The organism is Micromonospora sp. WMMD737 (genome assembly GCF_049179055.1).
GTDB classification, from domain to species: Bacteria; Actinomycetota; Actinomycetes; order Mycobacteriales; family Micromonosporaceae; genus Micromonospora; species Micromonospora reichwaldensis.
This window is the reverse complement of the sequence record NZ_JBMHMH010000001.1, coordinates 1,928,728-1,942,516: the sequence shown is the minus strand read 5'-3', so window position 1 is coordinate 1,942,516 and position 13,789 is coordinate 1,928,728. Positions and strand designations below refer to the sequence as shown.

The 13,789-nt window shown below is 74.8% G+C and carries 2 protein-coding genes (1 of these 2 cut by a window edge); both read right to left on the bottom strand.

All coding sequences use genetic code 11. The features are described from left to right. Positions 1-180: the start of an amino acid adenylation domain-containing protein gene (locus ACN27A_RS07530; RefSeq protein ID WP_421450699.1), read on the bottom strand. The gene continues 3,879 nt to the left of window position 1, outside the view; 180 of the gene's 4,059 nt are visible here — the first part of the coding sequence; the start codon lies at positions 178-180; its stop codon lies off the left edge, out of view. Further along, positions 177-13,769: an amino acid adenylation domain-containing protein gene (locus ACN27A_RS07525; protein WP_421450697.1), complete on the bottom strand. Its 13,593-nt coding sequence runs from the start codon at positions 13,767-13,769 to the stop codon at positions 177-179. The genes ACN27A_RS07530 and ACN27A_RS07525 overlap by 4 nt, the downstream gene beginning before the upstream one ends. Positions 13,770-13,789 lie beyond the last annotated feature (20 nt).

The following is a 13,789-nucleotide window of genomic DNA, read 5'->3' as shown; positions in this document are numbered from 1 at the left end:
GATCGTGTCCGCGTCGGCGCCGGTCAGGATCGCGACCAGCTCCTCCTTGTGCGCCTTGAGGTCGGCCAGCAGGTCGGGCGTGAGGACCTCGCGGGAGCCCGTGAGGCGCAGCCGGTCGCCGTCGACCCGCAACCCGACCGCGTGCCGGTTGAGTGTGTCGAGCAGCTCGTAGGCGTTCACAGCTCGACCGTGATCGTGTCGGTGGTGGCGGCGTCGGGCGCGGCCGGCTCCGCCCCGGGACGGCCGCCGCCGAGCAGCGCGTACACCAGCCGGTGCGAGGGGTCCAGGTCGAACAGGGCGGGCAGCTCCGCCGTGTCCAGGGCGCCGACGCCGCACAGGCCGAGACCGTGCTCGGGGGCGGCCATCGTCAGCAGCTGGGCCATGGCGCCCGCCTCGATCGCGGTGAAGGTCGCACTCTGCTCCTGGTAGAGGGGCTCGATGGCCGCGCGCTGCGCCACGAGGAACAGCGCGAACGCGGCGGCCTCGAAGACCGGCCGGTTGACGAAGTAGTCGAAGGCGTCGGGGCTCAGCTCACGGTCGCGACCGAGCGCCAGCAGCCGGTGCGCCGCCGGGTCGTGGTAGTACGCCCCGCCCGGCACCCCGTCGATGCGCCCCGCCCTGACCAGCACGTACGTCTGCACGGCGTAGGTGCCGCCGGCCGAGCCGTACTGGAACTTGGCCCGACCGTCGACCTCCCGCTGGGCGAGGGTGGCCAGCAACCCGCCGAGCGCCTCCGCCGGCAGCGGGTCCGCGGCGAAGCGGCGCACCGTGCGGTAGCCGGTGTAACGCCGGTCGTACGCCTGGTCGGCCGGTGCGGTCAGCGTGACCGCCGGGGTGTCGGGCGCGAAGCCGCGACGGCCCCGCGCGTCCGAGGTGAACGCGGCGCGCGCGGCCGGGTCCTCGACCACCGTGGCGGCCCGCTGCGCGGCCGCGACGACGGCCCGCTCGGCGGTGTGTTCGCGGAACATCCGCAGCAGGTCGGCGAGGGTCGGCTGGCGCATCAGCCGGGCCAGCTTCGGCCGGAAGCCCAACTCGCCGGAGAGGGCGTTCGCGATCCGGACGACGTCGATCGACGTGGCGCCGAGCATCAGCAGGTTGGCGTCGGGCGCGACGACGGGCAGGTCGAGGATCCCGGTGACGATCTCCACCAGCCGGTTCTCGGCCGGGTCGGTGAGCACCGGCGCCTCGGCGACGGTCTCCGGCGACGGCTCCGGGTCGGGGAGCTGGCCCCGGTCGACCTTCCCGTTGGCCGACAGCGGCAGCGCGTCGAGGACGGTGAACGACGACGGCACCATGTACGCCGGCAGCCGCTTCTCCAGGTACGCCACGAGGGCGGCCGGCTCGGGCGCGGGACCGTCCGGCACCACGTACGCGGCCAGCCGCTTCTCGCCCTGCGCCCGGCCGAGCAGCCGCAGCGCGGCGGCGCGTACGCCCGGGTGGCCCTCCAACGCCGCCTCGATCTCGCCCAGCTCGATGCGGTAGCCGTGCACCTTCACCTGGCCGTCCTCGCGGCCGAGGAACTCGATCGTGCCGTCCGGGCGCAGCCGGCCCAGGTCGCCGGTGCGGTAGAGCCGCTCGCCGCTGACCGGGTGGACGACGAAGCTGGCCGCCGTCGCCGCCTCGTCGCGCCAGTAGCCCCGCGCCAGCCCGACGCCGCTGATCCAGAGGTCGCCGGTGGCCCAGGTGGGCCGGGGGCGCAGCGCCTCGTCCAGCACGTGGACCCCCTGGTGGGCCAGCGCCCGGCCGTACGGGATGCTGCGCCAGGCCGGATCGACCTCGTCGACCGGGTGGTGGATGGACCAGATCGACGCCTCGGTGGCGCCACCGAGGCTCTCGACTTGGATCCCCGGCAGCGCCTTGCGCAGCCGGTCGGGGAGGGTGAGCGGGATCCAGTCCCCGGAGAGCATGGCCAGCCGCAGCGACGCCGGCAGCGGATGGCCGGCGTCGGCGTCGTCGAGCAGCATGCCGGCCAGCGCCGGCACCGAGTTCCAGACGCTGACCCGGTGGGCGTGGGCCACCTCCCGCCAGTGGGCCGGGTCGCGGGCCAGTTCCTCATCGAGCGTCACGACCGCCGCGCCGGCCGCGAGGGTGCCGAAGATGTCGAAGACGGAGAGGTCGAAGCTGAGCGCGCTGACGGCCAGGACCCGGTCGGCCGGCCCGACACCGAAGCGAGCGTTGACGTCGAGCAGCGTGTTAACCGCACCGCGATGGTCGATCGTCACCCCCTTCGGCGTGCCGGTGGACCCGGACGTGTAGATCACGTACGCGACGTCGGTCTCCGCCAGCTCGACCGGCCGCAGCGCCGGCCCGCCCGCACCGACGGCGGACGCGTCCACCACCAGGCGCGCGACGCCCTCGGGCAGGTCCACCCGGTCCGAGGCGGTCAGGACCAGCCCCGCCCCGGCCCGCTGGAGCACCCGGGCCACCCGCTCGGCCGGCCAGTCGGGGTCGAGCGGCAGGTACGCGCCCCCGGCGTGCAGGACCGCGAGGGTGGCGACGACCTGCTTCCAGCCCCGGTCGAGCAGCACCGCGACGAGTTGGCCGGGGCCGACGCCGTGGTCCTGGAGCCGCCCGGCCAGCCGGCGTGCCTCGACGCGTACGGTGGCGTGGTCCAGCTGCCGGTCCGGGGCGAGCACGGCGGGCGCGGCGGGGGTCGCCAGCGCCTGCCGGTCGACCAGCTCGTGCAGGAGCCCGCGATTGGCCGGCGGGGTCGCCGGCACGGGCGGGGCGAGCGGCCCGTCCAGCGTGCCGTGCCAGGCGTCCGGCTCCGCCAGCCGCCCGAGCAGCTCCCGGTACGCCGCGAACATCTCGGCGACCAGGCCGGCGGGGAAGAGCTCGTCGATGCTGTCCCAGTTGACGTGCAGCCGCCCGCCGGCCTCCAGGACCGTGTGGTCGATCCACACCTGCGGGGTCTGGGTGATGCCGTGCAGCACCTCGCCGCCGAGCGCCGCCGCGAGGCCGCTGTCGCCGACGTCGGGGGCCGATTCGGTGAGCGTGCTGTTGAAGACGACCGGCAGGGCCGCGTGGCGGGTGCCCCGGGCGCGGGCGAGTTCGCGGTTGACCCGTACGCCGCTGACCGCCGAGTGGTCGATGTCCTGCCAGAGCTGCTCCTGCACGGCACGGGCCCGGGTCACGAAGTCGACCCCGGCCGCCACGTCGACCTCCAGCAGCACCAGCGACGTGAAGTCGCCGATCACCGCGTTGATGCCGGGATGCAGCGGCAGCCGGTTGAACAGCGGCAGGCTCAGCGTGAACCGCGACTGGCGGCTCCACCGGGCCAGCACCTGCGCGAACGCGGTCACCAGCAGCACCGACGGGGTCACCTGGTGCCGGCCGGCGAGCGCCTTCAGCCGGCTCCAACGCTCCGCCGGCACCACCTCGTCGTAGCGGGTGAAGCGCGGCCGTTCGACGCTCTCCGGCTGCCGTTCCAGCGGGAGCTGCGGCGCGGGGGCCAGCGTGCCGACCCGCTCCCGCCAGTAGTCGAGGGCCCGCTCGTAGCGCGGCGTGCGCCGCAGGGCCCGTTCGGCCAGGACGTAGTCGCGGAAGGTCACCGCGAGCGGCGGCAGGTCGACGTCCGGGTCGGCGTAGAGCAGCGCCAGCTCGTGTTCCAGGATCTGCCCGCTGGCCGCGTCGAGGATCAGCGCGTCGAGGCTGACGTGCAGCCGCGCCTCGCCGTCGAGCAGCGTCACCGCGAACTCGAACAGCGGCCAGCGGCCGGCGTCGAACACCTGGTGGGACATCCGCTCCCGGGTCTCGCCCAGCCGGCGGTCGGCGGTCCGCGGGTCGAGCCCGCGCAGGTCCTGCCGGGCCATCGCGTAGCGCGGCACGCTCGGCAGGACCCGCTGGGCGCCGTCGTGGAAGACCGCGCGGAGCATGTCGTGGCGGTCGACCAGTCGGTGCAGCGCCCGGGTGAAGCGCTCCTCGTCGAAGTCGCGCAGCCGCAGCTCGCTGTAGCCGTGCGCGCCGACGCCGCCGAGTTCGATGGTGGACCCGCGGCCCACCCAGTAGGCCTCCTGGATGTCGGTGAGCGGGAACGGCTCGTACCGGCCGGCGGGATCTGCGACGAGCGACGGGAGGGCGTCGACGGCGGGGGAGCCGGGCTCCGCCAGCTCGGCCGCCAGGTCGGCCAGGACCGGCTTCCGGAAGAGGGTACGTAGCGACAGCCGCGCCGACATCCGCTCGTTGATCGCGTGCACGAGCCGGGTCGCCAGCAGCGAGTGGCCGCCCAGCGCGAAGAAGTCGTCGTGCGCGCCGACCCGGTCGCGGCGCAGCACCTCGGCCCAGATGGCGGCCATCCGGGCCTCCCGGTCGTCGCGCGGCGCGACGTAGGCGGTGGCGACGTCGGACTGCTCCGGCGCGCGCAGGGCCCGCCGGTCCACCTTGCCGTTGGCGGTCAGCGGCAGCCGCTCCAGCACCACCCAGCGGGTCGGCACCAGGTGCTCGGGCAGCCGGCGCCGCAACTGCTCGCGGGCCGCCTCGGCGGTGACGTCGCCGACCAGGTAGCCGACCAGGTGCGGGTCGCCGGGGGTGTCCTCGCGCAGCAGCACGGCCGCCTCGCGTACGCCCGGAACGTGCCGCAGGGCGGCCTCCACCTCGCCCGGCTCGACCCGGAAGCCGCGCACCTTGACCTGGTCGTCGGCGCGCCCGACGAACTCGATGGTCCCGTCGGGCCGGCGGCGGACCAGGTCGCCGCTGCGGTACATCCGCTCGCCCGGCCCGACGAACGGGTCCGGCAGGAACCGCGCCGCGGTCGCCGCCGGCCGGTTGAGGTAGCCGCGCGCCAGGCCGGACCCGCCGATGTAGAGCTCGCCGAGCACGCCCGCCGGCACCGGCTCGCACCGCTCGTCGAGCACGTAGAGCCGGGCGTTGGCGATCGGCCGGCCGATCGGCGGCAGGGCCGGCCAGTCGGCCGCCGCCTCGGTGGCCAGCGCGAACTGGCTGACCACGTGGGTCTCGGTCGGGCCGTACTGGTTGTAGAGGTACCGGCCGCCCAGCCCCACCAGCAGGGCCCGGAGGTCGTCGTTGACCCGCAGCGCCTCGCCGGCGGTGACGATCTCGCAGCCGGGCGCGAGCGGGGCGACGGCCCCGGTGAGACCGGCCAACTGGTGCAGCACGGCCGCCGGCAGGAACGCCCGCCGTACGCCCTGCTCGGCCAGGACGTGGCGCAGCCGGCCCAGGTCCCGGCCGCTCTCCTCGCCGATCAGCACCAGCGTGCCGCCCTGGCAGAGGGTGCTCCAGATCTCCTGCGCGGAGACGTCGAAGCCGATCGAGGCGAACTGGAGCACCCGTTGCGGCACGGGGCTGCCCGGCGCGGCGTAGCGGAGCTGCCAGTCGATCAGGTTGTCCAGGCACCGCCAGGTCTGCGCCACGCCCTTGGGGCGGCCGGTGGAGCCGGAGGTGTGGATGACGTACGCGAGGTGGTCGGGCCGGGTGCCGGGGTCGGGGCTGGTGGTGGGGCGCTCGGCCCAGCGGTGCGCGTCGGTGTCGAGGTCGACGAGGGGCGCGTCGGTCAGGCCGTCGAGGGTGGCGCGGGTCGCGGCGTGGGCGAGGACGGCGACCGGGGCGCCGTCGGCCAGCAGGTGCCGCAGGCGTTCGGCGGGGTGGGCCGGGTCCAGGGGCAGGTACGCGCCGCCGGCCCGGGCGACGGCCAGGAGCGCGACGATCAGCTCCGGCGACCTGCGCAGGCAGACCGCGACGAGGGCGTCGGGGCCGACGCCGTGCGCGCGCAGGTGGTGGGCGAGCCGGTTGGCGCGCGCGTCGAGGTCGCGGTAGGTCAGCGAGGTGCCCTCGAACGTCAGGGCCACCGCGTCGGGGGCCGCGGCGACCCGCTCCGCGAGGCGGGCGACGACGCCCGTGTCCACCGGCGACGGCTCGGCCTGGCGCAGCGCCTGCTCCCGTTCCCGTTCGTCGAGCAGGGTCAGCCGGTCGATGGGCTGGTCGGGGTGCGCGACGAGTTGGGTGAGGACGTGGCGCAGGTAGCGGATGTGCCGCTGGGCGGTGGCGGTGTCGAAGAGCGCGGTGGCGTATTCGAGGCTGCCGGTGATGCGGCCGTCGTGCTCGGCGAGGGCGAGGGTGAGGTCGAACTTGGCCGTGCTGTGGGGCGGCGGCAGGGCGGTGACCCGCAGGCCCGGGAGGGTCAGCTCGCCGTCGTCGGTGTTCTGCCAGGCGAACATGACCTGGAAGAGGGGGGTGTGGGCGAGGTTGCGGGTGGGGTTGACGGCTTCGACGACGTGTTCGAAGGGGAGGTCCTGGTGGTCGAAGGTGGTGAGGGTGAGGTCGCGTACGCGGTGCAGGAGTTGGGTGGTGGTGGGGTGGTCGGTGAGGTCGATGCGCAGGGCGAGGGTGTTGACGAAGAAGCCGATGAGGTTTTCGAGTTCGGCGCGGCGGCGGTTGGCGGTGGGGGTGCCGATGATGAGGTCGTGTTGGCCGGTGAGGCGGGACAGGACGATGGCCCAGGCGGTGAGCAGGGTCATGTAGAGGGTGGTGCCGTGGTTGGTGGTGAGGGTTTTGAGGGCGGTGGTGAGGTGGGTGTCGAGGGTGATGGGGAGGTGGGCGCCGTGGTGGTCCTGTTCGGGGGGTCGGGGTCGGTCGGTGGGTAGGTGCAGGAGGGTGGGTGCGTCGGCGAGAGTCTGGCGCCAGTGGGTTTCCTGGCGTTGGAGGGTGTCGTCGGTGAGCCATTGGCGTTGCCAGGCGGCGTAGTCGGCGTACTGCACGGGCAGCGGCGGCAGGGGGTCGGGCTGGCCGTGGTGGAAGGCGGTGTAGAGCGCCCCCAGCTCACGGGTCAGGACGCCGATGGACCAGCCGTCGGACACGACGTGGTGCATGGTGACGAGCAGGACGTGCCGGTCCGGGGCGAGGGTGACCAGGCGGCCCCGGATCAGGGGACCGGTGGTCAGGTCGAACGGGGCCGTGAACTCCTCGTCCTGGAGCCGGGCCAGCCGGGCGGCGGCGTCGGGCGCCCCGGTGAAATCGTGCGTGTGCAGGGTGAAGCCGGTACCGGGCGGGTCGACGTGCTGGTGGACGTCGGAGCCGGCGGGCACGAGCCGGGTGCGCAGGGCCTCGTGCCGGGCGACGAGGGCGTCCAGGGCCGCCCGCAGCGCGTCGTGGTCGAGCCAGCCGGCCAACTCCAGGGCGAGGGGCATGTGGTAGGCGTGGCCGAGACCGCCGAGGCGTTCCAGGAACCACAGCCGCCGCTGCGCGAAGGAGGGCTCCAGCGCGCCGGACCGGTCGACCGGGCGGATCGGGGGCAGCACGTCGCGGCCGTCCGGCGTGAGCCGGGCGACGAAGGCGGCGAGGACCGGCGCCGCGAAGAGCGCCGCCGGGGAGACCTCCCGCCCCAGCACCTGCCGGATCCTGGAGACCAGCCGCATGGCGAGCAGCGAGTGGCCGCCGAGGGCGAAGAAGTCGTCGTGCCGGCCGACCCGCTCGATCCCCAGCACCTCGGCCCAGACGCCAGCGACCATGGTCTCCAGCAGGCCGACCGGCTCGACGTGCCCGCGCTGGCCGAAGGCCTCCCCGTCCGGTGCCGGCAGCGCCGCCCGGTCGAGCTTGCCGTTGGGCGTCAGCGGCCACGCGGCCAGCCGGACGTACGCCGACGGCACCATGTGCTCCGGCAGCTGGGCGGCGAGCCGGTCCCGCAGCCGCGCGGCGTCCGGCGCCCCCGCGCCCAGCACGTACGCGACGAGCCGCTGCTGGCCGCCGGCGTCGGGGCGCGCCACGACGACGGCCTCGCGGACGCCCTCGGTCGCTGCCAGCCGCGACTCGATCTCGCCCAGCTCGACGCGGAAGCCCCGGATCTTCACCTGGAAGTCGTCGCGGCCCAGGAACTCCAGTTCCCCGGCCGGCAGGCGTCTGCCCAGGTCACCGGTGCGGTAGAGCCGCTCGCCCGACACGAACGGGTTGGCGCGGAAGCGCCGCGCGGTCAGCTCGGGCCGGTTCAGGTAGCCGCGCGCCACGCCCGCGCCGCCGATGTGGATCTCGCCGACCACCCCGTCCGGCACCGGCTCGCCCTCGGCGTCCAGCAGGTAGACGCGCACGTTCGGCAGCGGCCGGCCGATCGGCAGGCAGGTCGCCCCGGCCAGGCCGTCCGTCGCCAGCACGTGGCAGGTGCTGTCGACGGCCGCCTCGGTCACGCCGTACGCGTTGACGATCCGCACCCCCGGGCCGCACAGGGCGCGCAGCCGGGCGGCGTCGGCGGCGGTCCAGGCGTCCGAGCCGCAGACCACCGTCTCCAACCCGGCGAGGCTCCCGCCGGTCGGCTCCAGGTGCTCCAACAACGGGTTGAGCACGGCCGGCACGAAGTCGGCGAAGTCCACGTCGTGGCGGCGCAGCAGGGCGTAGAGGCCCGCGCTGTCCAGCAGCAGCGGACGCGGGCAGAGCACCAACCGCCCGCCGAAGCCGAGCGCCCGCACCACGTCGGCGGTGAAGACGTCGAAGGAGAAGCTCGCCATCTGCAGGTGCACCAGGCCGGGCCGCAGGTCGAACAGGCGCTCCCAGGCGGCGGCCACGGCCACCAACTGCCGGTGCTCCACCAGCACCCCGTTGGCGGTGCCGGAGGTGCCGGACGTGTAGATGACGTACGCCAGGTGGTGCGCGCCCAGCCCGTCGACCAGCGGGTCGGTCGCCGGCAGCTCGGCCCAGGCCGACGCGTCGAGGTCCAGGTCGACCACCGGGGTGTCGAGCCCGGCCAACGCGGCGCGCAGCCGCTCGCGGGCCGGGCCGTGGGTCAGCGCCGCCACCGGGGCGCTGTCGCGCAGCATGGCGGCGAGCCGTTCGGCCGGGTACGCCGGGTCGAGCGGGAGGTAGGCGCCGCCGGCCTTGAGGACGGCCAGCAGGCACACCACCGTCTCCAATGACCGCTCGACGCAGATCGCCGCGATCCGGTCCGGCCCGACGCCCCGGGCGCGCAGGTGGTGGGCGAGCCGGTTGGCCCGCGCGTTCAACTCGCCGTAGGTGAGCCGCTCGTCGCCGTCGACGAGGGCCACCGCCTGCGGGTCGCGGGCCGCCCGGGCCTCGACGAGGTGGTGCACCAGGCGCCCCGGCGGGTACGACACCGTGGCGTCGTTGCCCTCCTCGACGAGCCGGCGCCGCTCGGCGGCGGGCAGCACGTCGAGCCCGCCCACCGGCGCGTCCGGCGCCCGCTCCAGCGCGTCGGCCAGCGTCTCCAGGGCCCGTTCGACCATCGCGCAGACCCGGTCGGGCGTCACCCCGGCCGCGGCGGCGACGGTCAGCGCCACGTCGTCGCGCAGGTCGTCGACGTCCAGCGCGAGCGGGTAGTTGCCGTGCTCCTGCGCGGCCAGGTAGGTCAGGTCGTCCGCGTCGGGTTCCGGCGCGGGGGCGTCCGACTCGGCCAGCACCTCGGCGTGCCGGTAGTTCAGCAGGGCGGTGAAGAGCGGCGCCGGCGGCGCGACCCCGCTGCACGACTGCGCCAGCGCCAGCGACGCGTGCTCGTGCCGGATCAGCCCGGTCAGCGCCTCGTGGGTGCGCAGCACGCACTCCGTGGCGCCGGTGGCGTCGACGGTGACCCGCAGGGGAAGTGTGTTGAGGAAGGGCCCGAGGACGCGGTCGCTGCCCGCGCCGGCATCCATCCGCCCGGACAGCACGGTGCCGAAGACGACGTCCCGGCGGCCGGCGGCCCGGGCCAGCACCTGCCCCCAGGCGACGTGGAAGAGGCTGGTCACCCCGACCTGGAGGGCTTGGGCCCGCTGCCGCAGCCGCCGCGTCAGCTCCGGCCCGAGCCAGACCCGCGCGTCGCGCATGGTGTGCCCGTCGCCGTGGATGTCCCGCAGGCCGAAGGGCACGGTCGGGCTGTCCACGTCGGAGAGCATCCGGCGGAAGAAGCTCTCCTGCTCGGCCCGGTCGACGCCGCGTCGGATCCGGGCCACGAAGTCGCGGAACGGCAGCGGCGGCGGCAGTCGGTCGCCCTCGCCGGCCAGGTACGCGCGGACCTCGGCCCGCAGCTGCTTGAGCGAGGTGTTGTCGTCGACGATGTGGTGGATCAGCTCCACGGCCAGCCACCCGCTGTCGCGCGGGTCCCGCGCGACCAGCAGCCGCAGCAGGGGGGCCTGGTCGAGGGGAAGGCGGGCGTACCGCCGCTCGACGTGCTCGCGGAGCTGCCGCAGCGGGTCGTCGCCCGCCGGGTCGAGCGTGACCTCCTCCACGGGCAGGGGCGCACGGCGCCACACCACCTGCACCGGCTCGTTGATCCCGTGCCACACCACCCCGGTGCGCAGCACGTCGTGCCGGGCGATGACCGCCTCCAGCGCGGCGGCGTAGCGGTCCAGCCGGTCCCGGTCGGCGAAGCGCAGGACCGTGGTCACCAGGTAGGGGTCGCGGTCGCTGGCCATCAGGTGGTGGAAGAGCATCCCCTCCTGCACCGGGGCCAGCGGGTAGACGTCCTGCACGTTCGGCGCCCCGCCGGACACGGTGGCGACGACCGCGTCGATCTCCGGCTGGCTCAGCTCCACCAGCGGCAGCAGGTCCGGGGTGATCCGGTCGCAGCCGGCCGGGATCGGCTCCGGCGTCGCGTCGGCCCGGTCCGCGCCGGCACCCAGGGCGGCGGCCAGGTCGGCCAGGACCGGCGAGGCGAAGAGCGCGCGTACGTCGGCGGAGAGGCCCTGACGGCGCATCCGTTCGAGCACCCGCAGGGCCAGCAGCGAGTGCCCGCCCAGCGCGAAGAAGTTGTCGTGCCGCCCGACCCGCTCGACGCCGAGCACCTCGGCCCAGATGGCGGCGAGGGCGGTCTCCGTCGGACCGACCGGCTCGGCGTAGTGCCGGGCGGCGAAGGCGGACCCGTCGGGTGCGGGCAACGCCCGGTGGTCGAGCTTGCCATTGGGCGTGAGCGGCCACTCGGCGACCCGCACGTACGCGGCCGGGACCATGTGCTCCGGCAGGACGCCGGCCAGCCGGGTCCGCAGCGCCTCGGCCGTCAGCCGGCGCACCGACGCGGTGTAGTAGCCGACCAGGCGCGGCTCGCCCGTGGCGTCCGTCGTGACCGTCACGACCGCGTCGCGTACGCCGGGACAGGCGGCCAGCCGGGCCTCGATCTCGCCCAGCTCGACGCGGTAGCCACGGATCTGCACCTGGGAGTCGTTGCGGCCCAGGTACTCGAGACCGCCGTCGGGGCGGTGGCGCACGAGGTCACCGGTGGCGTAGAGCCGGTCCCCCGCGACGAACGGGCTGGGCCGGAAGCGTTCCGCGGTCAGCGCGGGCCGGTTGAGGTAGCCGCGCGCGACCCCCGCGCCACCGACGTGCAGCTCACCGACGACCCCGGGCGGCACCGGCTCCCCCCGCCCGTCGAGCACGTAGAGCCGCAGGTCCCCGATGGGTCGCCCGATCGGGCTGACGCCGGGTCGTTCGGTGTCGGCCGGCGTCAACGGCCGGTGGGTCACGTGCACGGTGGTCTCGGTGATGCCGTACATGTTGACCAGTTCGGTGCGCCCGTTGCGCGCGTCCGCATACCACGGCCGCAGCATCGTCGGGTCCAGCGCCTCGCCCCCGAAGACCACCGTACGCAGCCGGTGCGCCCGCGCGCTGTCGGCCTGCGCGGCGATCAGGCTGCGGAACGCGCTGGGGGTCTGGTTGAGGACGGTGACGCCCTCGTCGCAGAGGAGCCGGTGGAAGTCGGCGGGGGAGCGGCCGACCAGCCGGGGGACGATCACCAGCCGGCCGCCGTGCAGCAGCGCCCCCCAGATCTCCCAGACGGAGAAGTCGAACGCGAAGGAGTGGAAGAGGCTCCACACGTCCGTCGGGCCGAAGCCGAACCACCCGGCCGTGGCGGAGAAGAGCCGCACCACGTTGGCGTGCTCGACCATGACGCCCTTGGGTCGGCCGGTGGAGCCGGAGGTGTAGATGACGTACGCGAGGTGGTCGGGCCGGGTGCCGGGGTCGGGGCTGGTGGTGGGCCGGTCCGCCCAGCGGTGCGCGTCGGCGTCGAGGTCGACGAGGGGCGCGTCGGTCAGGCCGTCGAGGGTGGCGCGGGTCGCGGCGTGGGCGAGGACGGCGACCGGGGCGCTGTCGCCGAGCAGTTCGCCGAGGCGCTCCGCCGGATGGGCGGGGTCGAGCGGCACGTACGCGCCGCCGGCCTTGAGCACGGCCAGCAGGGCGACGACCAGCTCGGGTGAGCGTTCCACGCAGACCGCGACGAGGGTGTCGGGGCCGACGCCGTGCGCGCGCAGGTGGTGGGCGAGCCGGTTGGCGCGCGCGTCGAGGTCGCGGTAGGTCAGCGAGGTGCCCTCGAAGGTGACGGCCACCGCGTCGGGGGCCGCGGCGACCCGCTCCGCGAACAGCCCGGGGATCGTCCGCCCGGCCGGGTACGCGGTCGCGTCGCCCCAGGTCGCGAGGAGTTCGCGGCGCTCCGCCGGGTCGAGCAGGGTCAGCCGGCCGATGGGCTGGTCGGGGTGCGCGACGAGTTGGGTGAGGACGTGGCGCAGGTAGCGGATGTGCCGCTGGGCCGTGGCGGTGTCGAAGAGCGCGGTGGCGTACTCGAGGCTGCCGGTGATGCGGCCGTCGTGCTCGGCCAGGGAGAGGGTGAGGTCGAACTTGGCGCTGGTCCACGGGCTGCGCAGGGCGGTCACCTCGACACCCGGCAGGTCCAGGTCCACGTCCTCGTTGTTCTGCCAGGCGAACATGACCTGGAAGAGGGGGGTGTGGGCGAGGTTGCGGGTGGGGTTGACGGCTTCGACGACGTGTTCGAAGGGGAGATCCTGGTGGTCGAGGGTGGTGAGGGTGAGGTCGCGTACGCGGTGCAGGAGTTGGGTGGTGGTGGGGTGGTCGGTGAGGTCGATGCGCAGGGCGAGGGTGTTGACGAAGAAGCCGATGAGGTTTTCGAGTTCGGCGCGGCGGCGGTTGGCGGTGGGGGTGCCGATGATGAGGTCGTGTTGGCCGGTGAGGCGGGACAGGACGATGGCCCAGGCGGTGAGCAGGGTCATGTAGAGGGTGGTGCCGTGGTTGGTGGTGAGGGTTTTGAGGGCGGTGGTGAGGTGGGTGTCGAGGGTGATGGGGAGGTGGGCGCCGTGGTGGTCCTGTTCGGGGGGTCGGGGTCGGTCGGTGGGTAGGTGCAGGAGGGTGGGTGCGTCGGCGAGGGTCTGGCGCCAGTGGGTTTCCTGGCGTTGGAGGGTGTCGTCGGTGAGCCATTGGCGTTGCCAGGCGGCGTAGTCGGCGTACTGCACGGGCAGCGGCGGCAACGGATCCGGCCGACCGTCGTGGAAGGCGGCGTAGAGCGCCCCCAGCTCACGGGTCAGGACCCCCAGCGACCACCCGTCGGAGACGATGTGGTGCATCGTCAGCAGGAGCACGTGCCGGTCCGGGGCGAGGGCGACGAGGCGGCCCCGGAACAGCGGGCCGGCCGCCAGGTCGAACGGGGCGGTGCTCTCCTCCTGCTGGAGCCGGGCCAGGGCGGCGGCAGCGTCCGCGTGCCCGGTCAGGTCGTCGAGCCGGAGCGGGAACGCGGCCCCGGGCGGGTCGACGCGTTGGGCCGCCTCGGCGCCGTCGGGCACGATGCGGGTACGCAGGACCTCGTGCCGGGCGACCAGGGCGTCGAGGGCCGCCCGCAGCGCCTCGTGGTCGAGCCGGCCGTCGAGCTGGAGGGCGAGGGGCATGTGGTAGGCGTGACCGACCCTGCCGAGGCGTTCCAGGAACCACAACCGCCGCTGCGCGAAGGAGAGCGGCAGGAGACCGGAGCGGTCCGGCAGGCGCTCGACCTCGGCGGGTGTCCGTGCCGCCGGGACGCGACCGGGGGCCGGAACACGGGTCGGTTTGTCGTCCGGCAAGTGCGCCCCCTCGATCGCCC